Source organism: Nucisporomicrobium flavum (assembly GCF_016464385.1).
Lineage (GTDB): Bacteria > Actinomycetota > Actinomycetes > Mycobacteriales > Micromonosporaceae > Actinoplanes > Actinoplanes flavus_A.
Genome location: NZ_JADMLH010000022.1, coordinates 21776 through 46972, shown reverse-complemented (window position 1 = coordinate 46972; position 25197 = coordinate 21776). Strand labels below are relative to the sequence as shown.

At 72.2% G+C, this 25197-nt stretch carries 23 protein-coding genes; 10 read left to right on the top strand and 13 right to left on the bottom strand.

Translation table 11 applies throughout. The annotated features are described in order from the left end of the window. Positions 1–137: 137 nt before the first annotated feature. Positions 138–959 carry a DUF4142 domain-containing protein gene (locus tag IT780_RS35410; protein WP_307831539.1) on the top strand — a complete coding sequence of 274 codons (822 nt, stop codon included), beginning with the start codon at positions 138–140 and terminating at the stop codon, positions 957–959. A 6-nt stretch (positions 960–965) separates the two neighbouring features. On the opposite strand, the gene IT780_RS35405 is transcribed toward IT780_RS35410, so the two are convergent. Beyond that, positions 966–1823, bottom strand: a complete 858-nt coding sequence (locus IT780_RS35405) for a glycosyltransferase family 2 protein (protein ID WP_199516210.1) — start codon at positions 1821–1823, stop codon at positions 966–968. 105 nt (positions 1824–1928) lie between these two features. On the opposite strand from IT780_RS35405, the gene IT780_RS35400 reads away from it, so the two are divergent. Then, a complete protein-coding gene (locus IT780_RS35400) occupies positions 1929–2843 on the top strand; it encodes a CE1 family esterase (RefSeq protein WP_199516209.1) in 915 nt (304 codons plus the stop codon). Here the strand turns inward: IT780_RS35400 and IT780_RS35395 are convergent. The 9 genes from IT780_RS35395 to IT780_RS35355 are packed head-to-tail and all read right to left on the bottom strand — an operon-like array spanning position 2793 to position 11017. Continuing rightward, entirely contained in the window at positions 2793–4331 is a 1539-nt protein-coding gene (locus IT780_RS35395) for an acyl-CoA synthetase (protein WP_199516208.1), read from the bottom strand. The genes IT780_RS35400 and IT780_RS35395 overlap by 51 nt on opposite strands. Next, positions 4328–4783: a MaoC family dehydratase gene (locus IT780_RS35390; RefSeq protein ID WP_199516207.1), complete on the bottom strand. Its 456-nt coding sequence runs from the start codon at positions 4781–4783 to the stop codon at positions 4328–4330. Before IT780_RS35390 ends, IT780_RS35395 begins: the two co-directional genes overlap by 4 nt. Then, entirely contained in the window at positions 4780–5661 is an 882-nt protein-coding gene (locus IT780_RS35385) for an amidohydrolase family protein (RefSeq protein ID WP_199516206.1), read from the bottom strand. The genes IT780_RS35390 and IT780_RS35385 overlap by 4 nt, the downstream gene beginning before the upstream one ends. Beyond that, positions 5662–6573: an SDR family oxidoreductase gene (locus tag IT780_RS35380; protein WP_199516205.1), complete on the bottom strand. Its 912-nt coding sequence runs from the start codon at positions 6571–6573 to the stop codon at positions 5662–5664. It abuts the gene before it with no gap. Then, entirely contained in the window at positions 6570–7520 is a 951-nt protein-coding gene (locus IT780_RS35375) for a branched-chain amino acid ABC transporter permease (protein WP_199516204.1), read from the bottom strand. The genes IT780_RS35380 and IT780_RS35375 overlap by 4 nt, the downstream gene beginning before the upstream one ends. Further along, on the bottom strand, positions 7517–8377 hold the full coding sequence (locus IT780_RS35370; protein WP_199516203.1) for a branched-chain amino acid ABC transporter permease: 861 nt from the start codon (positions 8375–8377) through the stop codon (positions 7517–7519). The genes IT780_RS35375 and IT780_RS35370 overlap by 4 nt, the downstream gene beginning before the upstream one ends. Continuing rightward, complete coding sequence (locus IT780_RS35365) at positions 8374–9063, bottom strand: ABC transporter ATP-binding protein (RefSeq protein ID WP_199516202.1); 690 nt, start codon at positions 9061–9063, stop codon at positions 8374–8376. Before IT780_RS35365 ends, IT780_RS35370 begins: the two co-directional genes overlap by 4 nt. Continuing rightward, positions 9060–9836, bottom strand: a complete 777-nt coding sequence (locus IT780_RS35360; RefSeq protein WP_199516294.1) for an ABC transporter ATP-binding protein — start codon at positions 9834–9836, stop codon at positions 9060–9062. Before IT780_RS35360 ends, IT780_RS35365 begins: the two co-directional genes overlap by 4 nt. Next, positions 9836–11017: an ABC transporter substrate-binding protein gene (locus tag IT780_RS35355; RefSeq protein ID WP_199516201.1), complete on the bottom strand. Its 1182-nt coding sequence runs from the start codon at positions 11015–11017 to the stop codon at positions 9836–9838. Before IT780_RS35355 ends, IT780_RS35360 begins: the two co-directional genes overlap by 1 nt. Before the next feature lie 94 nt (positions 11018–11111). Between IT780_RS35355 and IT780_RS35350 the strand changes: the two genes are divergently transcribed. Next, positions 11112–11933: a PaaX family transcriptional regulator gene (locus tag IT780_RS35350; RefSeq protein WP_199516200.1), complete on the top strand. Its 822-nt coding sequence runs from the start codon at positions 11112–11114 to the stop codon at positions 11931–11933. A gap of 6 nt (positions 11934–11939) precedes the next feature. On the opposite strand, the gene IT780_RS35345 is transcribed toward IT780_RS35350, so the two are convergent. Further along, complete coding sequence (locus IT780_RS35345; protein ID WP_199516199.1) at positions 11940–13274, bottom strand: extracellular catalytic domain type 1 short-chain-length polyhydroxyalkanoate depolymerase; 1335 nt, start codon at positions 13272–13274, stop codon at positions 11940–11942. A 244-nt stretch (positions 13275–13518) separates the two neighbouring features. Here IT780_RS35345 and IT780_RS35340 point away from each other — a divergent pair, with 244 nt between their 5' ends. Further along, entirely contained in the window at positions 13519–14490 is a 972-nt protein-coding gene (locus IT780_RS35340; RefSeq protein WP_199516198.1) for a PaaX family transcriptional regulator, read from the top strand. Here the strand turns inward: IT780_RS35340 and IT780_RS35335 are convergent. Beyond that, positions 14474–15325 carry a fumarylacetoacetate hydrolase family protein gene (locus IT780_RS35335; protein WP_233414043.1) on the bottom strand — a complete coding sequence of 284 codons (852 nt, stop codon included), beginning with the start codon at positions 15323–15325 and terminating at the stop codon, positions 14474–14476. The two genes, IT780_RS35340 and IT780_RS35335, sit on opposite strands and share 17 nt — an antisense overlap. Before the next feature lie 23 nt (positions 15326–15348). Beyond that, positions 15349–16113, bottom strand: a complete 765-nt coding sequence (locus IT780_RS35330; RefSeq protein ID WP_199516196.1) for an IclR family transcriptional regulator — start codon at positions 16111–16113, stop codon at positions 15349–15351. Between the two features lie 47 nt (positions 16114–16160). On the opposite strand from IT780_RS35330, the gene IT780_RS35325 reads away from it, so the two are divergent. The 6 genes from IT780_RS35325 to IT780_RS35300 form a co-directional block, all read left to right on the top strand. After that, positions 16161–17903: an IlvD/Edd family dehydratase gene (locus IT780_RS35325; protein ID WP_233414032.1), complete on the top strand. Its 1743-nt coding sequence runs from the start codon at positions 16161–16163 to the stop codon at positions 17901–17903. Between the two features lie 12 nt (positions 17904–17915). After that, entirely contained in the window at positions 17916–18659 is a 744-nt protein-coding gene (locus IT780_RS35320) for an SDR family NAD(P)-dependent oxidoreductase (protein WP_199516195.1), read from the top strand. A gap of 120 nt (positions 18660–18779) precedes the next feature. Then, a complete protein-coding gene (locus tag IT780_RS35315; RefSeq protein WP_199516194.1) occupies positions 18780–20684 on the top strand; it encodes an acyl-CoA dehydrogenase family protein in 1905 nt (634 codons plus the stop codon). 152 nt (positions 20685–20836) lie between these two features. After that, complete coding sequence (locus tag IT780_RS35310) at positions 20837–22198, top strand: polysaccharide deacetylase family protein (RefSeq protein ID WP_307831538.1); 1362 nt, start codon at positions 20837–20839, stop codon at positions 22196–22198. Positions 22199–22826: 628 nt separating this feature from the next. Further along, positions 22827–24932 (top strand): Agd3-related carbohydrate-binding protein, encoded by a 2106-nt coding sequence (locus IT780_RS35305; protein ID WP_199516192.1) that lies wholly within the window; start codon positions 22827–22829, stop codon positions 24930–24932. A 7-nt stretch (positions 24933–24939) separates the two neighbouring features. Beyond that, a partial coding sequence (locus tag IT780_RS35300; protein WP_199516191.1) for a DUF3492 domain-containing protein occupies positions 24940–25197 on the top strand: 258 nt, incomplete at its 3' end.

Below are 25197 nucleotides of genomic sequence, written 5' to 3'. Positions count from 1 at the left end.
CCCCTATGGCCTCGGACGCGGAGCTGAGGGCGACGTGGCAATCACGAAATACTCAGCCGCTGTTTTGATCCCGCGCGCGTCCCGCTGCGTACCTCTGCACAGCGGGACCCGCCCGGGGACCCTGGCTGGAGGAAGACGTGCTCGCCGTCGTTCGGATGTCCTGGTGGCGCCACCGGCTGCCGGGTGCGGCGCTGGTCGCCCTGGTTCTTGTCCTGCTCGACCCGCAGGGGGCACACGCCGAACCGGGCGTGCCGGTGCCGCCGAACGGCCTGCTCACCGACCGGGGCCGGGGTGACGTCTCCGACGCGGACCGCGACTTCGTGACCAAGGTGCGGCTGGCCGGGCTGTGGGAGATCCCCGCCGGCCGGATGGCGCAGCAGAAGTCGGACGACCCGCGGATCCGGTCCATCGGCAGCGACATCGCCGCCCAGCACGTCAAGCTGGACCAGCTCGTCCGGGACGCGGCGAAGAAGCTCGACGTGCCGCTGCCCGACGAGCCCAACGAGGACCAGCAGGGCTGGCTGGCCGAGATGCGCGACGCCGACGGGACCGACTTCGACCAGGTGTACATCGACCGGCTCCGGGCGGCCCACGGGAAGATCTTCCCGGCCATCGCCACGATCCGGGCGAGCACCCGCAACGACACCGTCCGCAAGCTCGCCCAGCGGACGAACCAGTTCGTCATGACCCACATGACCCTGCTCGAGAGCAGTGGCATCGTCGACTTCGCCGGGCTGCCCACCGCCCCGCCGCCCGCGGCCGCCGGGGGAACGGCGAACGCGGCTCAGCTGCGACCGGCGTCGAACTCCACCACGCCCTCGGTGGCCGGCGCGCCGATGCTCACCATCGTCCTGGTCGCCCTCGCGAGCGTGGCCGTGACCGCCTTCACCGTGCGGTACCTGATGCGCGATCCCCGCCGGCGGTACCGGAGGCAACGGACCAGGTCGTACGACTACTGACCCGGCTCAGGCGGCGTAGGCCAGGACCGGCGTACGCGGAGCCACGGCCACGACCGGCGCGGCGACGGGCGCGGCGGGCCGGTAGTGGTCGTCGCGGCGGCGGCGGTAGATGACGAACGTGTCGCGGATCGTGCGGACGATCGTCGAGCTGGTGACGGTGGAACCGGCGACGCGCTCCTCGAGGCGCACCGGCACGGCCTTGAGGTCGTCGATGCCGGCGGCGTCCGCGGCGACGAACAGCTCCAGGTCGAAGGCGAAGCGGCGCTCGCGCAGCCGGGGCAGCACCGCGGCCAGCACGTCGCGCCGAACGATCTTGCAGCCGGTCTGGGTGTCGCGCACGTCGAGGCCGAACAGCCGGGAGACGAACGTGGAGTAGGACACCGACACGAGCTTGCGGAAGCCGGTGGCCGCGCTCGCCGAGGCGGTGTGGCGCTTGTCGGCGTACACCAGGGCGTGGCCGCCGGTGCGGGCCACCATCAGGTACTCGACCAGGTGGCGGGGGTCGATGTCGCCGTCGGCGTCGATGAAGCCGATCCACGCGCCGCGGGCGGTGGCGAAGCCCTGGTGCAGCGCGGCGCCCTTGCCCTGGTTCACCGGGTTGTCGATGACGCGGACGCCGGGCAGGCCGCCGAGGGTCTGCGCCGAGCCGTCGGTCGAGCCGTCCGAGACCGCGATCACCTCGAAGCCGACCTCGGCGTCGCGCAGGACCGCGACCAGGCGCTCGACCGTACGCCGCAGCGCCGCACCCGGGTTGTAGAACGGCACGACCACCGAGAGCTCGACGCCGTCGGCGGCACGGCCCCACAGGCGGGCCACGTCGTGCAGGGCCGGGGCGGCGGGGGTGAGCTCCAGGATCGCGTTCATGCCCTGGAGATCGGAGCCCTACCTCAAGGCAACCTCTGGTGGTTCTCAAACCCGGGGCAAGGAATCCACCGGTATTCTGGCCCGCATCCCACCCGGGGAGGGGCGATGGCTCGACACCGTTGGCAGGCTGCCCGGGCCGTGACCGCCGTGGCGGCCGTCATGGTGACGCTGGCCTGCGGTTCCGCGGATGATCCCCGCCCGTCGTCGAGCTCACCGCCGGCGCTGCCCGCGAGCGGCACCGGCACGGTGCAGATCGGCGGCCGGCAGGTCACCGTGCACGTCCCGGCCTCCTACGACCCGGCCCGGCCCGCGCCCCTGGTGGTCGGGCTGCACGGGTACACGTCCGACGCGGCTGAGCTGGAGATGTACCTGCAGCTGACCCCCGAGTCGGACCGGCGGGGGTTCGTGTACGCGTACCCGGACGGCTCGACCGACGACCGCGGCGAACAGTTCTGGAACGCCACCGACGCCTGCTGCTCCTTCTCCGAGCCGAGACCCGACGACTCGCGGTACCTCAGCGAGCTGATCTCCACGCTCGAGGGCGCGTACCGGATCGACCGGGCCCGGGTGTCGCTGATCGGCCACTCGAACGGCGGCTTCATGGCGTTCCGGATGGCCTGCGACCACGCCGACCAGGTCGCCGCGATCGTCTCCCTGAACGGCGCGACCTGGGACGACGCGAGCCGGTGCCGGCCGTCGCGGCCGGTGAGCGTGCTCGCGATCAACAGCAGCACCGACGAGACCATCGCGTTCACCGGCGGCGACATCGACGGCAACGCATACCCGTCGGCGGCCACGACGGTCGCCCGCTGGGTGGGGTACGACCGCTGCGGGGCCGGCCGGGACGCGCCGAAGCTCGACCTGGCGCCGGCCCTCCCGGGTGCCGAGACGTCGGTACGTACCTACAGCTGCGCCGCCGGGTCGGTGGTGCAGGCCTGGACGATCCACGACGGCACCCACGTACCGCCGCTAGGTTCCGCCTTCGCCCCGGCCGTGACCGGCTTCATGCTCTCCCGGTAGGCGCCGCAACTCGTCTTTGCGTACCTTCCCCGATCCGGTCCGCGGGAGAGCCGGGACGACGTCGACGTGGACGGGGATCTTGTACTTCGCCAGCCGGGGCACCAGGAAGCCCCGCAGCTCGTCGCCGTCCAGCGTCGCGCCGGGCATCGGCACGACGAAGGCCCGGCCTACCTCGCCCCACACCGGGTCGCTCACCCCGACCACCGCGGCCTCCGCGACGGCGGGATGCTCGAAGATCACCGACTCCACCTCGGCCGGGTACACGTTCTCGCCGCCGGAGATGTACATGTCCTTGAGGCGGTCGACGACGTACAGGTGACCGGCCGTGTCGACCCGGGCGAGGTCACCGGAGCGGAACCAGCCGTCGGCCGTGAACGCGTCCCGGGTGGCCTCGGCGTCGTTCCAGTAGCCGGGCGTCACGTTCGGGCCGCGGACCAGCACCTCGCCCGTTTCCCCAGCCGGCGCGTCGGTCAGGTCCGGCCGTACGCAGCGCACAACGGCGAAGAAGACCGGCAACCCCGCCGAGCCGACGTGCGTACGGCTCTCCCGCGCCTCGAGGAAGGTGGCGCCCGGCGCGGTCTCCGTCATCCCGTACCCCTGGCAGAACGTCAGCCCGCGTTCCTGGTACGCCAGGATCAGCGACTCGGGCACGGCGGCGCCCCCGGACATCACGCTGCGCAGCGACGACAGGTCCGCGCCGGGCCAGCGTGGCGACTGGGCCAGCCCCGCGAACATCGCCGCCACGCCGAACATCCACGTGATGCCGTAGCGGGGGATCAGCTCGAGCGCCTCGTCGACGTCCCAGGACGGCATGAGCACGCTGCACCCGCCCTTGAGGAACGTCGGCAGCAGGCACTGGTTGAGCGCGGCGACGTGGAACAGCGGCGCCCCGATCAGCGTCATCTCGTCGCTCGCGACATCCACCCCGACGAGCAGGTTGGAGCAGTTCCAGAAGACGTTCGCGTGGGTCAGCACGGCGCCCTTCGGCCGGCCGGTGGTGCCCGAGGTGTAGAGGATGAAGGCCGGGTCGTCCATGCCGACCGCCACGTCGAGCGGCTCGGGCTCACCGGCGGCGGCGAGCCATTCCTCGTACGCGTCGCCGACCTCGACGACCGTGCCGGGCCGCACGGAGAATGCGCTGGTGGGGGCGTGGACGAGCGCGACCGTCCCGCTGTGCCGGAGCATGTAGTCGACCTCCGGCGCGGCCAGCCGGAAGTTCAGCGGCACGAAGATCGCGCCGAGCAGGTGCGTGGCGAACATCGTCTCGACGAAGGCGGGATGGTTCGGCCCGAGGTACGCGACCCGGTCGCCGCGCTGCACGCCGCCGGACCGCAGCCGCGCGGCGAGCCGGGTGACCCGATCGAACAACTGGGCGTACGTGACGGCGTCGCCGCGGAAGACCAGGGCGTTGCTGCCGGGCGACATGGCCGCGCGCCGGGCCGGCCAGGAACCGAGACCGGTGTTGCGGGCCGGGACGGTGGGCGTCATGCGTAATGGCGGTAGACGGCCCGGGCGACGCAGGCCGGCTTGGCCTGGCCCTCGATCTCCACGGTGAAGTCGAGCACCATCTGCACGCCGCCGCCCGAGACGCTGGTCACCTCGGCCACGGTGGCGGCGAGCCGTACCTTCGAGCCCACCCGGACGGGGTTCGGGAACCGGACCTTCTCGAGGCCGTAGTTGATGCTCATACCCACGCCGCGCACCTCGAGCAGCGCGGTGAACAGCGGGATGACCAGCGACAGCGTGAGGTACCCGTGCGCGATCGTGCCGCCGAACGGGCCCGACGAGGCCCGCTCGGGATCGACATGGATCCACTGGTGGTCGCCGGTGGCGTCGGCGAACCGGTCCACCCGGTCCTGGGTGATCTCGAGCCAGTCGCTGTGGCCCAGGTCCCGGCCGGCCAGCTCGGTGAGCGCGGGCAGCCCGTCGACGGTGATCACGATGCGTCCTCCTCGTCCAGGCCCAGCAGGCGGGCGGCGTTCTCCTTGAGGATCTTCGGCCGGACCTCCGGCTTGATGTCGAGCCGCTCGAAGTCGGCCAGCCAGCGGTCCGGGGTGATGACCGGGTAGTCCGAGCCGAACAGCACCTTGTCCCGCAGCAGCGAGTTGGCGTAACGCACCAGCTGCGGCGGGAAGTACTTCGGCGACCAGCCGGACAGGTCGATGTACACGTGCGGCTTGTGGGTGGCCACCGCCAGCGCCTCGTCCTGCCACGGGAACGACGGGTGGGCCAGGATGATCCGCAGGTCCGGGAAGTCGACGGCCACGTCGTCCACGAGCATCGGGTTCGAGTACCGCAGCCGGATCCCGCCCCCGCCGCGGACGCCCGCCCCGATGCCGGTCTGTCCCGTGTGGAACAGCGCGGGCACGCCGAGCTCCTCGATCGCCTCGTACAGCGGGTACGCCATCCGGTCGTCCGGCGCGAAGCCCTGCAGGCTCGGATGGAACTTGAAGCCGCGGACACCGTGCTCGGCGACCAGCCGGCGTGCCTCGCGCACCCCCGCACGCCCCTTGTGCGGGTCGACGCTGGCGAACGGGATGAGCACGTCCGGGTGCTCCGCGCAGCTCGCGGCGACCTCCTCGTTGCCGATGCGGGGATGCCCGGTGGTGTGCTCCGCGTCGACGGTGAAGACCACGGCGGCCATCCGGCGCTCCCGGTAGTACCGCGCGGTCTCGTCGATCGTCGGCTGCCGGCCCGCGCCCACCCCGAAGTACGCCGCGGAGGCGCCCATCAGCTCCGGGTCGAGCGAGGGGTGCCCGTCCCGGCTGATCTCGGCGTGCGTGTGCACGTCGATCGCGGTCAGCGACCCGACGTCCATCTACGCCTCCGGGGCCTTTGGCGCGGGGATGCCGTACGCCTCGGGCTCGGCGCCGATCCCGCCGTGCCACGCCTCGGCGATCGCGTCGGCGCTCCACCCGCCGTCCCGGAACGCCACGGATTTCTCGTACGGATGCCCCCACAGCGCGAGCCGGTCGCCGCCGATGCCGATCGCCTGGCCGGTGACGTCCTTCGCGGCGTCCGAGGCAAGGAACACCACCAGGCCGGCCGCGTCCTCCGGGGTGCCCAGTCCCTCGTCGTGGCGCAGCCACCCGGGCAGCGGCCGGCCGGTCCGCTCGGACTCCTCGATCACCGGCGCGAAGGCCGGGATCGTCCGGGTCATCTCGGTGGCGGCGACCGGCACGACCGCGTTCACCGTGATGCCGCTGCGGGCCAGCTCGAGCGCCCACGTGCGGGCCATGGCGGCGATCCCGGCCTTGGCGGCGGCGTAGTTGGTCTGGCCGAAGTTCCCGCGCTGGCCCGCCGGCGACGAGATCAGGATGAGCCGGCCGCCCCCGCCCTGCTCGCGCATGCGGACCGCGGCCTCGCGGGCGCAGGTGAACGTCCCGCGCAGGTGCACCCGGACGACCGTGTCGAAGTCGTCGTCGGTCATCTTCCACAGCACCCGGTCCCGCAGCACGCCGGCGTTGGTGACCATCACGTCGAGCCGGCCGAACCCGTCGATCGCGGCGTCGGCGAGCGCCCGGGCCGTCGCGCTGTCGCCGACGCGGGCGGCCACCCCCGTGGCCCGGCCGCCCGCACCCGCGATCTGCGCCACCGCGTTGTCCACCGCCTCGGCGTCGAGGTCGTTGACCACGACCGCCGCGCCGGCCGCGGCGAGCGCTTTGGCGTACGCGAGGCCGAGCCCCCGTCCGCTGCCCGTCACGATCGCCACCTTGCCGTCCAGTCTCATGACGTTCCCTTCCGGAGCACGGCCACCGCGGGGACGATGCCGCGGGGCAGGTAGCGGACCACGGCGATGAGCAGCAGCGCGTAGACCGCGTAGGACAGCGCGGCCGGGGCGTAGCTCGGCATGCCCGGCCGGGTGCCGAGCTCGTTGAGCGCCTGCACCAGCAGCGTGATGACGGCGGCGCCGACGACCGGCCCGGTGATCGTGCCGAGCCCGCCGACCACGGCCATCACGACGACCTCGATGGACAGCAGCAGCGGGAACGAGCCGGGCCCGAGGTAGCCGAGGTAGAAGGCGTACACGCCGCCGGCCAGGCCCGCGAACGCCGCGGAGAGCGCGAAGACCACGAGCCGGTAACCGCCCACGGGTACGCCGCCGGCGGCCGCCGCGATCTCGCTGCCGGCCGCCGCGCGCAGGCCCCGGCCCGCCCGCGAGTCGACGACGTTGTGGCTGATCAGCAGCACCACGGCGAGCACAGCCCAGGCCACGTACGCGTACCCGACGTCGTCGCGCAGCGGCGTGCCCGCCAGGGACAGCGGCGGGATGCCCTGCAGGCCGATCGCGCCGCCGGCCCAGGTGCCCTGCCCGAGCAGCGACAGCAGGATCAGGTGCACGGCGAGCGTGGCGAATGCCAGGTGGTGCCCGCGCAGGCGCAGCAGGGGAGCACCGACCACCACGGCGGCGAGCGCCGCGACGACGGGCGCGACGAGCAGCCCGATCAGCGTCGGTACGCCGTGCACGGCCGACAGCCCGGCTGCGTACGCCCCGATCGCGTAGAACGCCGCCTGGCCCAGCGACACCTGACCGGCGTACCCCATCAGCAGCGACACCCCGGCCGTGACCGTGGCGGCCAGCAGCAGCAGGACGTACACGGGCAGGTGCCGTTCCGGCAGCAACAGGGGCAGCGCCAGCGTGACCGCGGCGGCGGCGAGCACCGTACGGGTTCTCATCGGGCCACCTCCCGGACCGAACCGGCGCGGACGGCCTGCGCGACCATCACGGCGAGCATCACCAGCAGCGCGATCTCGAGCTGGTGCGCGCCGCCGCCGTACCCGGCGATCAGCGTCTGCGCCACGCCCAGCAGCAGCCCACCGGCGAGGGCGACCCCCGGGCGGGTCAGCCCGCCGAGCACCGCGGCGGCGAAGCCGTTGACGATCAGGGTCACGTCGCTGTCGAAGGTCACCTGCTGCACCGGGGTGAGCAGCACTCCGGCGAGGCCGCCCAGGGCGCCGCCCAGCCCGAACGCGAGCAGGCCCATCCGGCGGACGTCGATGCCGACCACCCGGGCCGCGTACGGGTTCTCCGCGCACGCGGTCAGCGCCTTGCCCGGGTCGGTGCCGCGGAAGAACGCCATCAGCGCGGCGAACACCGGCAGCGTGACGGCGATGACGAGCAGGTAGTGCGCCTGGATCCGGGCGCCGCCCAGCGTGACCGCCCCCGGCAGCCCGGCGTACGACCGCGGCTGGTCACCCCACACGGTCACCTCCACGGCGTACGCGAGCACGCCGAGGCCGAGCGTGATGATCAGCGCCGCCCCGGGTTCCGTGCCGGGCCGGCCGATCGCCACGATCCCGGTCAGCACGCCGGCGCCCGCCGCCACGAGCACGCCGGCACCCTCGGCGAGTCCGTGCGGCAGCCCGGTCGCCAGCAGCGCGGAGGTGAGCATCGCCGCCAGGACCGCGAACGCGCCCTGGGCCAGGTTGACCACCCGGGTCACCCGGTGGATGACCACCATGCCGCTGCCGACGAGCGCGAAACCGGCGCCGATGCCGAGCCCGGTGAGCAGATATCCCAGCAGATCGCTCATCGCGGCTCCTCCGCCGCGACGTGCCCGCCCAGGTAGGCGGCGGCCACGCGGGGATCGCGGGCGAGCCGGTCGGCGTCGCCGTGCAGCACGATCCGGCCGGCCTCCAGCACGTACCCGCGGTCGCACAGCTCGAGGGCGAGGCGGGCGTTCTGCTCGATCAGCAGTACCGCCAGCCCGCGCTCGGCGTGCAACCGCCGCAGGTGGCCGACGAGCATGTCGACGACCTTCGGGGCCAGGCCGAGGCTGAGTTCGTCGACGACGAGCACGTCCGGCCGCGCCATCAGCGCGCGCCCGATCGCCACCATCTGCTGCTGACCGCCGGAGAGCGTGCCGGCCGCGCGGTGCCGCACCGCGGTCAGCTCCGGCATGAGCTCGTAGACCGGCCCGGTGGCCCGTCCCGCACGGCCGTTCCGCCAGCCGCCGAGGCGCAGGTTGTCGTCGACGCTGAGCCCGGCGAACATCTCGCGGCCCTCGGGCACCTGCGCCAGCCGCCCGTGCACGAGGACCTGACCGGCGTCCGGCCGGACCAGACCGGACAGTGCGCGGACGAGGCTCGTCTTGCCCGCGCCGTTGGCGCCGATCAGCGCGACCAGCTCGTGCTCGCCGACCGTCAGGTCGACACCGTCCAGTGCGGTGGCACCGGCGTACCGCACGACGAGCCCGCGGGTCTCGGCGACCGCGCTCACGCCGGGCTCCCGGCGCCCAGGTACGCGTCGATCACCACCGGGTCGGCGCGGACGTCGGCGGGGGAGCCCTCGGCGATGACCCGTCCCAGGTCGAGCACGGTGACGCGGTCGGCAACCCGCATCACGAACGCGACGTCGTGCTCGACGAGCAGCATGGTGATCCCCTCGGCGCGCAGCTCGGTCAGCAGCGCCGACAGCCGCTCCCGCTCGGCCGCGCGCAACCCGGAGGCGGGCTCGTCGAGCAGCAGCAGCCGGGGTTGCCCGCACAGCGCCCGGGCCAGTTGCAGGGCGCGTTGCTGACCCAGCGGCAGCGCCTCGGCCGGGCGGTCCGCCCAGCCGGCCAGCCCGGTCCGGGCCAGGCACGCGCGGGCGCGGTCGCGGATCAGCCGTTCCTCGCGGTGGTGGGCGGGCAGCCGCAGCACCGCCGCCACGAACCCGGCCCCGGTCGTGCCGTGCGCGCCCACCATCACGTTCTCCAGCACGGTCATGCCGGGGAAGACGCGGGCCGCCTGGAACACCACGCCGACGCCGAGCCGGGCCCGGCGGTCGGCGGGCAGCCGGTCGATCCGCGTGCCGTCCAGCCGTACGGTGCCGGTGTCCGCGCGCAGCTGGCCGCCGATGAGGGCGAACAGGGTCGACTTGCCGGCGCCGTTCGGGCCGATGAGCCCGCGCAGCTCGCCGGGCGCAAGGGTCAGGCTGACGTCGCGGACGGCGTACACGCCGCCGAACGCCCGGCTCGCCCCGGAGACCGCCAGGGCGGCTCCGGCTGCCATCACCGGCCGCCGAGCGTGGCGAACTTCGCCTTGGTGTAGTCGGTGGGCACGAACGCCCCGGACCGTACGGTGGTCAGGGCGATGTAGTCGGCGGTCAGTCCGCTGTGGTCGGTGGCCGAGTAGCGGTAGGTGCCGTTCGGCGTGGTGAGCGTGAGGCCCTCCAGGGCGTCGCGGACCTTCGCCCGGTCGGTCCCGCCCGCCTTGGCGATCGCGGCGGCCAGCAGCTTCACCCCGCTGTAGCCGTCCTGGGCGAACTGCGGCGGCGGGTAGCCGTACTTGGTGCGGAACGCCGTGGCCAGCTCCTCGACCGCGGTCTTCTGCGCGCCGGCCGGCAGGGCGTCGCCGACCACGCCGATGGAGCTCGCCACGGTGGCGCCCTCGGCGGCGGGACCGGCCGGGTCCAGGAACAGCTTGCTCGCCTGGGCGCCGGTGAGGATGAGCGGGATCTTCAGGCCGGCGGCCGCGTACTGCTTGGTGAGCGCGACCGCGGGGGCGCCGGTGGCCCACACCATGAGCGCCTGCGCGGCCGAGGACCGGACGTGGGTGAAGACCGCGCCGAACTCGGTGGCGGTGGTCTGGAACTCCTCGACGGGTTCCAGAGTCACGCCGTACCGCGCGGCGGCGGCCTGGAGTCCCTTGTAGCCGGCCACGGCGTAGCTGCTCCGGGTGTCGTACGCGACGGCGAGCCGGCTGACCTTCGTCGCCTGCAGGTACCGGAGGGTGGCCTCGGCGTACGTGCCCGACGTCGCGGGGACCACGAACACGTACGGGTGGACCGGCCGCACCTGCTCGTCGGCGGGCGTCAGCGAGACGTACGGGATCTGCTCGCGGTCGACCAGCGGCAGGGTCGCCAGCGCGGAGTTGGAGAACGGCGAGCCGATGATCGCGTCGGAGTCCTTCTTGAGGTCGTTGAAGGCGAGTACGGCCTGGTCGGGCAGGCTCTTGTCGTCGCGGACGGTCAGTTCGACGCGCCGCCCGCCGATGCCGCCGGCGCTGTTGAGCTGTTCGACCGCCAGCGCGACCGACTTCTGGTTCTCGCTGCCCAGCGGCGAGTAGTTCCCGGTCAGCGACACGATCTGGCCGAGGTGGATGGGATCGTCCGAACCGGACGAGTCGTCGCCGCAGCCGGCCACGGCGGCGGCGAGCAGAAGAGTGACGAGGAAGGGCGTGGGTCTGCGCACCGGTACCTCCTCAGCGAGGGGTTCTGCTGTGCGGATGGACACGAAGTTAGGCGCTTCTCACACGGCCGTCAATATTCTGCCTAACATTCAGCTCATGCCGTCGACGGACAACGCGGAGGCCGGGCCCCGCCCGCAGACCCTGCTGCTGATGCTCTTCGGTGACTACCTGCTCGACCGCGACCTGTGCGTGTTCACCGGCAGCGTGATCGACGTCTGCGACCGGCTGGCCATCTCGGCGCACGCCGCCCGCTCCACCCTGACCCGGATGGCCGGCCGCGGCCTGCTGCACCGGGAGCGCCACGGCCGCCGCGTCTACATCGGCCTCACCGAGCGGTCCACGGCGCTGCTGCGCGACGGCCGCGACCGGATCTGGGGCGCCGGCGCGGTCAACGACCGGTGGGACGGCACCTGGACGCTGCTGAGCTTCTCGCTGCCCGAGTCCTGGCAGCGCCAGCGCCACGACCTGCGCTCCCAGCTGGCCTGGGCCGGCTTCGGGCCGCTGCAGGGCGGGCTGTGGATCGCGCCCGGCGAGGTGGCCGCCGACCACATCGTCAGCAGCCTCGGCCTCGACGCCCACGCCCGGGTGTTCCACGCGCGCGCCGGTTCCCGCACCGACATCGGCGTCATGGTCGGCGACGCGTACGACCTGCCGGCCGTCGCCGCCGCGTACACCGCCTTCCTGGCCCGCTGGGACGGGACCCCGCCGGTGAGCGACCCGCTCGCCGCCCGCCTCACGCTGATCGCGGAATGGCTGCACGTCATCCGGCGGGACCCGCGCCTGCCGGTCGAGCACCTGCCGCCGGACTGGCCGGCGGTCCGGGCGCAGAAGCTGTTCCGCGAGCTCGAGACGGCGTACCGGGAACCCGCCCGAGCCGTCGCGGAAGGCCGGCTGGATCTGCGCCCGGTTACCGCGTGACCTGGCTCAGGCAGTGCTGCAAGGGCTGTTGTTGAGGGCGAAGCCGCCGGCCCGGGCCGTATCGCCGGTGTGGTTGGCCTGGAAGCCGATGCTGACCGAGGCGTTCGGGGCGATCGAGCCGTTGTAGCTCGCGTTCGTCGCCGTCACCCGGCCCGAGGTGGGCGCGTAGCTCGCGTTCCAGCCCGAGGTGATGGTCTGGCCGCCCGGCAGCACGAACGACAGCGACCAGCCGTTGACGGCCGAGGTTCCGGTGTTGGTGATGGTGATGGACTCGGTCAGCCCGGAGTTCCACGCGTTCACCGTGGCCGAGACCCGGCACGTGGTCGAGACCGGCGGGTTGGAGGGCGGCGGGTCGGAGGGCGGGCCCGACGGCGGCGTCGACGGGGGAGTCGACGGCGGGGTGCTCGTGCCGTCAAGACCGAAGAACGCGACCGCGTACGCGGCCATGCCGGCGCTCGGCAGGCTGTGCCCGGCGCCCTGGATGCTGTACGCCTCGACCTGGACGGTGCCGGAGCTGTCGGCGTACCGGCGCCGGTTCCAGCCCGACTGCGGCGTGTCGGAGGAGGTCGGCGTCTGGCTCAGCCCGAACACATTGGTCCACTGCTCGATCTCCTCCTGCAGCAGCGAGTACGGCACGAGCGTGTCGCTGGTGCCGTGCCACAGCTGCATGCGCGGGCGCGGGCCGCTGTAGCCCGGGTACGCGCCCCGCACCAGGTCACCCCACTGCTGCGGGGTCCGGTTCATGCTGCCGCCGGTGCACTTGCTGGTGCCGGGCGGGTAGTCGGCGGCGTTCGCGAAGCAGCCGAACGGTACGCCCATGAACGCCGCGCCGGCCTTGAACACGTCGGGGTACAGCGCGAGCATCTCGTTGGTCATCATCCCGCCGGACGAGCTGCCGGTCGCGTACACCCGGTTCGGGTCGCCGTTGTACTGCCGTTCCGCGTACGTGATCATCGAGACGATCGACACGGGGTCGCTGCCGCCGCCGCGCCGCTTGGCCGCGTCCGACCAGGTGTCGAAGCAGTTGCCGAAGCCGGCCTGCTGGGTCGCGGTGGGGTAGATGACGATGAACCCGTACCGGTCGGCCTGCGCGGCGAACTCGCTGCCGGAGTAGAAGCCCGGCCCCGAGCCGCCGCACCCGTGCATCGCCACCACGATGCCGGGCCGGGCGGGCCGGTTGTCCGGGACGTAGATGTGCATGCGCATGCCGCCGGGGTTGTCGCCGAAGCTGGTCACCTCGGTCAGCGTGGCGGCGAATGCGGGCCGGGCCATGGGCACGGCCAGCCCGACGAGGGCCACCGCGGTGGCGGCGGCGAGCAGCATTTTTCTTCGGATCTTCATGGCGGCTCCTTGGGTCGCCCGCACGCAGGCGGGGGTGGCCGGCCTCCTGACGGACCGGCGGGGATGGTGCGCAAAGGGTGTACGGCCGGGCCCGCGGCTCCGGCGGGCCGAGTCGCTCCAGGCGCGGGACATGCCCTGGTGCCGCGCGCCGGCGCCGTACTCGTGTGACAGATAGTTTTCACCCGGGGACGCAAACTGTCAATCAATGAGCGTCGATGGCGTGCGGCCCTTTAGAGTCGTGGCGATGACCAGCCCGTACGACATCGACGAGATCTTCCCCGGTGACCTCGCCGCGTCGGCACGGCTGCCCCGGCGGCAGAGCGGGAACTCGCCCCAGGACCTCGCCGTCACGCTGCTGGCGGACTACACGCTGCGGCACCGCTCGTGGCTGCCCTCCGTGGCCATCGTCGCCCTGCTCGCCGAGGCGGGCGTCTCCCCGGCCGGCGCGCGGACAGCGATCAGCCGCCTGGCCCGGCGCGGCGCCATCGAGGGGCAGCGCGACGGCCGGCGCAGCTCGTACCGGCTGACCGCCGCGGCCGCCGCCTTCCTGGCCGTCGGCGGAAGCGCCATCGTCGCCCCGGGCGACGCCCAGCCCTGGGACGGCCAATGGACGCTGATCGCCTTCTCGCTCCCGCAGGAGGAGGGCACCCTCCGGCGCGGGCTGCGCAGTCAGCTGCGCTGGATGGGCTACGCCCCGCTCTACGACGGCCTCTGGGTCTCCCCGCACGACCTCGGTGAGAAGGTCAAGGACCGGCTCGCCGAGCTCACCCTCGGCACCATGACCGTCTTCCGCGCCCGGCACGTCGACCTGGACGCGTCGATCCGGCGCAACCCGATCGACGCGTGGGACACCGCGGGGATCGCCCGGCAGTACGAGGCCTTCATCGAGCGGTGGAGCCCGACACTGCCCCGGACGCTCACCGGCGTCGAGGCGGTCCGCGCCCGTACCGAGGTCATGAACACGTACCGGCGGCTCCCCGTGCTCGACCCGCACCTGCCGGCCCGGCTGCTGCCACCGGGATGGCTCCGCGAGCCCGCCCGTGACCTGTTCACCGCCGTGTACGACGGCCTGGCCGAGGCCGCGGAGAACCACGTCCGCGCGGTGGCGAGCCGGCACTCCGGCGGGGACGTCGCCGGCATCCGCGCGCACACCGTCGCCGACCTGGCCTCCGGCTTCTCCGGACCGGGGCCGGGCTGCGTCAGCGCGGCCCGATGACGCGCTGGCGGGCCCGGCCCAGGTGGTCGATGCCCAGCTCCATGACGTCGCCGGGCTGCAGCCACACCGGCGGTTTGAAGCCCATGCCCACGCCGGGCGGCGTACCGGTGTTGATCAGGTCGCCCGGCTCGAGGACCAGGAACTGACTGAGGTGGTGGACGATCACGTACGGGTCGAAGACCATGGTCGCGGTGGTGCCGGTCTGCCGGCGTACGCCGTTGACGTCGAGCCACATGCCCAGGTCGCGCACGTCCGGGATCTCGTCCGGGGTGGCCAGCCACGGACCGGCCGGGTTGAACGTCTCGGCGGACTTGCCCTTGCTCCACTGGCCGCCGCGCTCCATCTGGAAGGCGCGTTCGCTGACGTCGTTGACCAGCACGTAGCCGGCGATCGCGGCGGCGGCGTCGGCGGGCGTGCCGAGGTAGGAGGTGCGCCTGCCGATGACGATGCCCAGCTCGACCTCCCAGTCGGTCTTGGTCGAGCCGCGGGGGATCCGCACGTCGTCGTACGGGCCCACGAGGGTGTTCGGGCTCTTGGTGAAGAGGATCGGCTCGGACGGCACGGCCTGGCCGGTCTCGGCCGCGTGGTCGCTGTAGTTCAGCCCGATGCACAGGATCTGGTGCGGGCGGGCGATCGGGGCGCCGATCCGCTGATCACCGAGCTCGTGGACGTCCCCGGCGGCGATCCGTCCCGCGACCGCCGCGGTCAGGGTCGCGGCGCCGCCGGCGGCGAAGAACGCCTCGTTGAAGTCGGTCACCAGGTCGGACACGTCGACGTAGCGGGTGTCGTCGACGCGGACGGCGGGCTTCTCGGCGCCGAGGGCGCCGATGCGCATGAGAAACACGGGGGCTCCGGTGGTCAGGGGGCGGGGTTGGCGACGACGGCCCGGATGGCGGGCAGGTCCTCGATGAGCTTCTTCAGCGGGGTGCGGTAGGCCAGCGCGCTGATGCTGATCGCCCCGCTGGGCGCGGCCGGCGAGGTCAGGAACATCGGTACGGCCAGGCAGATGACGCCGGGCTCGTTCTCCTGGTCGTCGACCCCGTAACCGCGTTCCCGGGTACGGGCGAGCTCGGCGTGCAGCTCCTCGGCCGTGCCGATCGAGTGCTCGGTCCGTTTCGGCAGCCCGCCGTCGCCGGCCCAGTCGCGGACCTCCTGCTCGGTGTGCAGCGTGTACGACAGCAGCAGCTTGCCCACCGCGGTGCAGTGCGCCGGGTTGCGCCCGCCGACCATCGAGGTCAGGCGTACGGCGCCGGACGTCGGGTCGAGCTTGGACCGGTAGACGACGTCGCGCCCGTCGAGGCCGGCGTAGTGGATCGTCTCGCCGTACCGCTCGCAGAGCCGCTGGAGGACCGGCTGGACCCGGACGTGGTCGGGACGCGCCTCGTGGTGGGCGAACGCGAGCCGCAGGAACTCGTCGCCGAGCACGTACCGGCCGTGGCCGTCCTGGACGGCGAACCCGGCGCGGCGCAGCGAGGCGAGCGCACGGTGGACGGTCGGCTTGGCGCTGGCCATGGCCCGTGCCATGTCCTCCAGGCCGATGCCCCGGGGGTGCTTCGCCAGCTCGGCGAGGACCGCGAGGACACGGTCGGAGCCGACGAGCTTGTCGGCGTCCTGATCCGTCATGGTTCCGGATAGTAGACCGCTGTTCCAGCAATAGGAAAGCAGGTAGCATGCCCTCCAGTCGGAAGGGGGCGGTCATGCAGCCACGCCGCAGTGCTCAGTGGTACGCCGGCGACGTCCGCAACAGCTACATCCACCGGGCCTGGATGCGCCGCGGCCTGCCCGCCGGGGCCTTCGACGGGCGCCCGCACATCGCCATCGCGAACACCGCCTCGGACCTGACGCCGTGCAACGCGCACCTCAACGAGGTGGCCCGCAGCGTCTCCGACGGCATCCACGCCGCCGGTGGCATCCCGCTGAACCTGCCGGTGGTGTCGCTCGGCGAGACGCAGGTCCGCCCCACCGCGATGCTGTGGCGCAACATGGCCGCGATGGCGATCGAGGAGATGCTGCGCGCCAACCCGATCGACGGCGTGGTCCTGCTCGGCGGCTGCGACAAGACCATCCCCGCGCTGCTGATGGGCGCCGCATCGGTGAACCTGCCCGCGGTGGTGGTGCCCGGCGGCCCGATGCTCACCGGCACCTTCCGCGGCGTCCCCCTGGGCTGCGGCACCGGCGTCTGGCAGCTGAGCGAGGAGGTCCGCGCGGGCACCCTCAGCGCCGCCGAGTTCGCCCGCTCGGAATCCTCCATGATCCGCAGCAAGGGGCACTGCAACACCATGGGCACCGCGTCCACGATGGGGCTGCTCGCCGAGGTCCTCGGGATGACCCTGCCGGGCGTGGCCGGCACGCCCGCGCCGGACAGCCGCCTGCTGGAGGCCGCGCACGCGACCGGCGAGCTCGTCGTCGACCTCGTCGACCGGGACCTGCGCCCGAGCGCGGTGATGACCCGCGGATCGTTCCTCAACGCCGTCGTCGCCCTGGCGGCGCTGGGCGGCTCCACCAACGCCGTCGTGCACCTGCTGGCCATCGCCGGCCGGCTCGGCGTCGAGCTCAGCCAGGACGACTTCGAGCGGGCCGGCTCGCACGTGCCGCTGCTGGTCGACCTGCAACCGGCCGGCCGGTTCCTGATGGACGACCTGTACCGGGCCGGCGGCCTGCACGCGGTCCTCGCCGAGATCCGTGACCTGCTCGACCCGGCCGCGCTGACCGTCACCGGCCGGCCCCTGGTCGAGTACCTCGGCGCCGCCCAGGTCTATGACCGCGAGGTCATCCGGGCGCGCGAACAGCCCCTGCAGCCCCAGGCGGGCATCGCCGTGCTGTACGGCAACCTCGCCCCGGACGGAGCCGTCATCAAGCCCGCCGCCGCCTCCCCGGAGCTGCTGCAGCACCGCGGCCCCGCCGTCGTCTTCGACTCCATCGAGGACCTGAACGCCCGCCTCGACGACCCCGAGCTGACCGTCACGCCGGACTCGGTGCTGATCCTGCGCGGCTGCGGGCCGAAGGGCTACCCGGGGATGCCCGAGGTCTCCAACATGCCGCTGCCGGCGAAGCTGCTCGCCGAGGGCGTACGCGACATGGTCCGCATCAGTGACGGGCGGATGAGCGGCACCGCGTACGGAACGGTGGTCCTGCACGTGACCCCGGAGGCCGCCGCCGGCGGGCCGCTCGCCAAGGTCCGCACCGGCGACATGATCGTCCTCGACCTCGCCAACCGGCGCATCGACGTCGACCTCCCCGACGAGGAGCTCGCCGCCCGCGAGCCCGCGCCCGAGGCGGTGCAGGCGTTCGCCCGGCCGCGCCGGGGCTGGGAACGCCTCTACGTCGACACCGTCGGGCAGGCGAACACCGGCGCGGACTGCGACTTCCTGCTCGGTTCCAGCGGCGACCAGGTCTCCCGCGAATCCCACTGAAAGGCGATCCCCATGACAGAGTTCGGTGGGCTGCGCGCCATCGTCACCGGCGGCGCCTCCGGCATCGGCCTGGCCACCGCCACCCTGCTCGCCGAGCGCGGCTGCGCGGTCGCGTGCCTCGACCTCAACACCGGCGTGAAGGAACCGCTGCTCGGCATCGCCTGCGACGTCACCGACGACGCGTCCGTCCGGGCCGCGGTCGACGCCGCGGCCCGCGAGCTGGGCGGGCTCGACATCGTCGTCAACAACGCGGGCATCGGCGCCCAGGGCACCGTCGCGGACAACGACGACGCGGAGTGGGCCCGGGTCTTCGACGTCAACGTGTACGGCATGGTCCGCGTAGCCCGGGCCGCACTGCCGCACCTGCGCGCCTCGCAGCACGCCGTCATCGTCAACACCGGTTCGATCTGCGCGACGGCCGGGTTGCCGCAGCGCGCCCTGTACTCGGCGACCAAGGGGGCGGTGCAGTCGATGACCCTGGCCATGGCCGCCGACCACCTCGCCGAGGGGATCCGGGTCAACTGTGTCAACCCCGGCACGGCGGACACCCCGTGGATCGGCCGGCTGCTGGCCCGCGCGGCCGACCCCGACGCCGAACGCGCCGCGCTCGAGGCCCGCCAGCCCACCGGGCGGCTGGTCGCCGCGGAGGAGGTCGCCGCGGCGATCGCCTACCTGGCCAGCCCGCTGGCCTCGGCCACCACGGGCGCCACCCTCGCGGTCGACGGCGGCATGCAGGGACTACGCCTGCGCCGGTAGGCCCGCGGCCGGCAAAGTGCCCCGCCGAGATGCGGCAGGCCGGGAGGCTACCGCCCGGTAACACTCCTGAGTAGCGTGGCGGGAGGTGCTCCAGCCGTACTCGGAATGAGGGGGTAGGCCGTGACCACGACGCAGCCTAAGCCGGCTCAGGTCTCGGAGAAGCAGGCGCGGCAGGTGGCCGAGGCCGCCCGCGAGTCGGAATGGCGTAAGCCCAGCTTCGCCAAGGAACTGTTCCTCGGGCGGTTCCGGCTGGACCTGATCGATCCCTGGCCCGACGCGGAGCCACGCCCCGACGCGGAGGACTTCCTCGCCCGGCTGGACGCGTACGCCCGCACCGAGGTCGACGGCGCGCTCATCGAGCGCGAGGCCCGCATCCCCGACGAGGTGTTCCAGGGCCTCGCCCGGCTCGGCGCGTTCGGCATGAAGATCGACAAGGAGTACGGCGGCCTCGGCCTGTCCAACCTGCACTACTGCAAGGCGCTGACCCTCGTCGGCTCGGCGAACCCGTCCATCGGCGCGCTGTTGTCCGCGCACCAGTCGATCGGCGTGCCGCAGCCCCTCAAGATCTTCGGAACGGCCGAGCAGAAGAAGGCGTTCCTGCCCCGGCTCGCGGCGGGCGAGGTCTCCGCGTTCCTGCTGACCGAGCCGGACGTCGGGTCGGACCCGGCGCGCCTGGGCACCGTCGCCGAGCCGGTCGAGGGCGGTTACCGGCTCAACGGGGTGAAGCTGTGGGCCACCAACGGGACGGTCGCCACGCTGCTGGTGGTGATGGCGCGGGTGCCGGAGAAGGGCGTCACCGCGTTCGTGGTGGAGGCCGACTCGCCGGGCATCACGGTCGAGCGCCGCAACGAGTTCCTCGGCCTGCGCGGGCTGGAGAACAGCGTGACCAGGTTCGACGACGTGTTCGTCCCCGAGGCGAACGTGATCGGCGGCCTCGGCAAGGGCCTCAAGATCGCCCTCACCACGCTCAACACCGGCCGCCTGTCGCTGCCCGCGATGTGCGTGGGCGCCGGCAAGTGGTCGCTCAACGTCGCGCGCGAATGGTCGGCGGAGCGGGTGCAGTGGGGCCGCCCGGTGGGGCAGCACGAGGCGGTCGCCAAGAAGCTCGCGTTCATCGCCGCGACGACGTACGCGATGGAGTCCATGCTGGATCTCTGCTGCCTGATCGCCGACGACGACCGCAACGACATCCGCATCGAGGCCGCCCTGGTCAAGCTGTTCGCCAGCGAGATGGCCTGGCAGGTCGGCGACGAGCTGGTGCAGATCCGCGGCGGCCGCGGCTTCGAGAAGGCCGAGTCGCTGGCGGCCCGCGGCGAGCGTCCGGTCGAGGCCGAGCAGATGCTGCGCGACCTGCGGATCAACCGCATCTTCGAGGGCTCCACCGAGATCATGCACCTGCTCATCGCGCGGGAGGCGGTCGACGCGCACCTGTCGGTCGCCGGCGACATCATCGACCCCGACGCCGGGCTCGGCCGCAAGGCCCGCGCCGGTGCGCGCGCGGGAGCCTTCTACGCGCGCTGGCTGCCGACCCTCGCCGTGGGCCGGGGACAATCGCCCTCCGCGTACGGTGAGTTCGGCCCCCTCGCCGCCCACCTGCGGTACGTCGAGCGCACCTCGCGCAAGCTGGCCCGGTCGACGTTCTACGCGATGTCACGGTGGCAGGGCAAGCTCGAACGCAAACAGGGCTTCCTGGGCCGCATCGTCGACATCGGCGCGGAACTGTTCGCGATGTCGGCGGTGTGCGTACGCGCCCAGGCGGAGCGGGAGCACCGGCCGGAGGGCGTGGAGCTGGCCGACCTGTTCTGCCGGCAGGCCCGGCTCCGGGCGGAGGCGCTGTTCGCCGCACTGTGGGACAACACCGACTCGATCGACGTGAAGGCCGCCCGGCGCGTCCTCGACGGCCGGTACGCCTTCCTCGAGCAGGGCGTCGTCACCCCGCAGGCCGACGCACCGTGGGTGGCGGTGTCGAGCCCCGGGTCGGCCACAGGGGAGGACGTCCGCCGGCGTATCCCGCCGCCCGCGTGAACGTCTGACCCTCCGCTCGTTACACCCCTGCCGACCTGCCAGGACAGGGGTCGATCGGCCCTGATGACGGGCGGGTCGACCGTGGACGGTGGAGGGAGGAGGTGATTCTCGTGAACGCGCGGTGGTCAAAGGCGCGAACGGCGGTCCGGTCGGTGGTGGTCGCTGTCGCTGTGGCCGGCCTGACGCTGGCCTCAGGGGTGACGGCGCGTCCGGCGGCGGCCGCGGACACCACGCCGTACCGGGCTCAGGTCTTCACCCGCGGCTACGACACCTCGAAGGTCGTGTCGCTGACCTTCGATCTGGACTGGCGCACCGGCACGGCGGCGGAGAACGCGATCAGCAAGGCCAACCTGGAGACCGTCCTGCGGGTGTTCGCCGCCAACGGCATCACCGGTGGTTTCGGCGTGACCGGGCGGTTCGCCGAGCAGAACCCCGCGGAGGCGAAGAACATCGCCACCCAGGGCCACAAGGTCTTCAACCACAGCTACAGCCACCCGGACTTCATGACGCTGACGCAGGCGCAGCGCTGGTCGCAGCTCGACCAGGCGGAGGCGGCGTTCAAGGCCGCGGGCATCGCGTCGGCGGGCTGGTTCCGGGCGCCGTACCGGTCCGGCTACATAGACTCGGGGCTCAACCGGGACCTGGCCCTGCGCGGCTACTACATCAACCTGGACTGGACGTTCGACACCACCGGCTACAAGGAGGCCAGCTGGGCGACCGTGTCCGCCCGGATCGACCAGTACACGGTGCCCGGGGCGATCATCGTCATGCACGTGAGCATCCCGTCCACCGACCCGGGCAACCTGCAGCTGGTCATCGACAAGCTGCGGGGCATGGGGTACGGCTTCGTCAGCCCGTTCCAGGCGGTGACCCGCGGACCGGTCCGGGAGAAGTACCTGGCCATCGGCGGCCCCGGCTCCTTCGGCGCGGCCACCACGGGTGACCTGGACGCCACCACCTCGGACACCGCGGTGCAGTGGTTCCAGAGCGCCCGGATCTACTACTCGCCGGCCAGCGCGGCGCACTTCGTCGGCGGCGGGGTCCTCACGAAGTACAAGTCGATGGGTACGGTGACCTCGCTGCTGAAGTTCCCGGTCAGCGACAGCCTGCCCGCCGCCGGTGGTGGCCGGTACTACGACTTCCAGGGCGGTTCCATCTACTGGTTGTCCGCGACCGGCGCGCACGAGGTGCACGGCTCGATCCGCGCCAAGTGGCTGTCGCTGGGCTCGACCGGCGCGTTCCTCGGCTACCCGATCTCGGACGAGATCGCGGTGACTGTGGGCCGGTCCTCGCAGTTCCAGGGCGGCAACGTCTACTGGTCCAGCGGCCCAGGCGCCCACGAGGTGCACGGCTCGATCCTGAAGAAGTACCTGTCGCTGGGCGGGACGGGCAGCCGCCTCGGTGTTCCGGTGAGCGACGAGTACACCGTCACGGTGGGCCGGCGCAGCGACTTCCAGCACGGCGCGATCATCTGGGACAAGCCGGCGAAGACGATTTCCGTCATCTACTACTGACCGCTACGGGCCCGGGCGTACGAGGGTGCGCCCGGGCCCGCTCATCTGAAATTTCCGGCCGCCCGGCGGTGGCGTATGCATAGTCGTGTGTCGATGCCTTGTCCGCCCGGCTGGATTTCGTCCGACATTTAGCCTAGCCTTTCCCTCAGTGATCAGATTGGCGAGGCGAATCGTGCGGGAATGACCTTGGACGGGTGAAGGTGCACTCTCTGTCCTCGGTCCACCACTCTGGACTCACAGGTGTCGGTCCAAACCAGACTGTTCATGCACCCTCCGTAAATACAGGCGTTACTCACTGATGCCGGGAACGCTGATTTTTGCCGCGAACGAGGGTGTCGTGGCCGATCTTCCCGACGCGGCGCGCGATGCAAGATTCTCGGCGGAAATGGCAAGTCACGGCGACGCACCAACTCTTTTGCGGCACAGCAAGCGTTGAAGATGACGCGGTGAAATAGCACCGGCGGGGATCGCCGTCAACGGGCTGAATTGGTCGCCCTGAAGACATCCGTATAGAGGAACGGCGATCCTTAATTTCTGCTTAGACTCGCCGTCGGCCCTTCCATCGGGGCCGTCCCGCATCGCCCATCCACCCGTCCGTCGTCCCACCGTCTTGTGTGGAGGTCGCTCGATGGCTGCTGCCCGCTTCCCCGCCTACCGCCGAGTGGTACGCGCGCTCGTCGCCGGAGTCCTCGCCGGCACGCTCGTCGCCGCCGCGCCCGCGACCGCCGGGCTCAGACCCGTACGGCCCCCGGCGCCGCCGCAGGTGCCCGGCTTCGGCCAGGTCGCCACGCCGCGCGTCGTCCCGCCCGCACCGCTGCCCCGCCGCACCGGAAAGGTCGCCGTCGCCGCGCACGCCCGGGCGAACGCCGCCGCGGTCGCCGGTCTCAACGACCGCGTCGCCCTGCGCGCGCTCATCGTCGCCACGAACCAGGACGACTTCGGTGTCGCCACCCTGAGAACCACGCTCGACCGGCTCGGAGCCGCCTACGACGTGCTCTACGACGCCACGACGCCGATCACCACCGGCACCCTGGTCCGGCCGGACGGCACCGGGAAGTACAACGCGATCCTGCTGACCAACAGCATGCAGGTGTACGCCGACGGCGGCACCTACCTCAACGGGCTCGACCCCTCGGAGTGGAACATCCTCTGGGCGTACGAGCGGAACTTCGGGGTCCGCCAGGCCGCGCTCTACACCAGCTACGGTTCCTGGCCCGAGGACTACTGCCTGCGGTCGGCCGGCGAGACCGCGGTCGGCGACACCCCGCTCGACGTCTCGCTCACGCCCGCCGGCGCCGGGGTGTTCGACTACCTGAAGCCGGGCGCCACGATCCCGGTGGTGCAGTCGTACGTCTACCGCACCACCGTCGCGCCCGGCTGCTCCGCCGAGCCGATCGCCACCGACGGCACCGCCGTGCTCGGCGTCCGTACGACCTCGACCGACGGCCGCGAGCGCCTGGCGCTGACGTTCACGCTCAACCAGTACCTGCTGCAGTCCGACCTGCTGGTGTACGGCCTCGTACGGTGGGCCACCAAGGGCATGTTCCTCGGCGAGCAGCGTCACTACCTGAACGTCGACGTCGACGACTGGTTCAACTCGGCCGACCACTACTACCCGGACGGCCACGTCGAGTACGACCCCGGCTTCCGCGTGTCGGCGCACGAGATGGTGAACCTCGACCAGCGGCAGGACGCGATCGGCAACGGCTTCACCTTCAACATCGCCTTCAACGGCGCGGACATCGACCCGTTCGCCGGCAACCAGTGCAGCCCGAACGGCGGCATCAACGAGCTCACCGCCACGACGAAGTGCCTCGCGACGCAGTTCCGCTGGCTCAACCACACGCTGAACCACCCGGAGCTCAACACCACCGACTACGCCACCACGTACGGCGAGATCCTCGACAACCGCAACGCCGGCAATGCGATCGGCCTGGCGAGCGCGGACGACGTCCTCAAGACCCCGGAATACTCCGGGCTGGGCGTCTACACCACCAACCCGAACGACGACACCGGCGTGCCGGTCGACCACGGCCTGGCCGGATCCAACCCGCAGCTGCTGCAGGCCGCCAAGGATCTCGGTGTGAAGTACCTGCACGGCAACTTCTCGTTCGCCAGCCAGGTGCCCGCGCACTTCAACGCGTCGATCGTGCACCCGATGGAGCCGAGCCTGTCGGTGGTGCCGGACTGGCCGACCAACATCGCGTACTTCGTGACCACCCCGGAGGAGGAGACCGCCTTCTACAACTCCTTCTACGGGCCGAACGGCAAGTTCCCGTACTGGCCGACGAACCGCACGTACGAGCAGATCCTGGACTACGAGGCCGGAGTCGGCCTGCAGCACGTGGCGGCCGGCGGCATCAACACCCACACCTTCCACATCGCCAACGTCCACGACTACGGGAGCGGCCGCACCCTGGTCACCGACTGGGCCGAGACGGTCGCGGCGAAGTTCCAGACGTTCTACTCCGTGCCGTTGCTCAACGTGGACTGGTCGTCGATCGGGGCGTACACCTCGCTTCGCAACCAGCACTTCGCGCAGCTGGCTGCCGGTGCAGACGCCGTGTACGACCGCTCGGCCGGCACGGTCACGGTGTCCTCGCCGGCGGCCGGCACGGTCCAGGTCAGCGGGGTCCAGGGCGCCGGGGCCACGACGTACGGGTCGGACGTGACCACCCCGCTGCCGCTGACCGCCGGTGCCCCGGTGACGGTGACCGCGGCGCCGCGGGTCTGAGGCGACGATGCGGATCGCGCTCGTGTCCGAGGGGACCTACCCGTACGCGATGGGCGGCGTCAGCATCTGGTGCGAGCAGCTCATCCGCGGGATGCCGGACTATCGCTGGCAGGTCGTCGCGCTGACCGTCGACGGCACGGAGCGGTCCGTCTTCGCCACCCCGGAGAACCTCGACCGGGTGCAGTCCATCCCGCTGTGGGGCGGCCGCCGCGAGCGTCGCGGCGGCCCGCCCGGGCTGGGCGTGACGGGTCCGTACGAGCTGTTC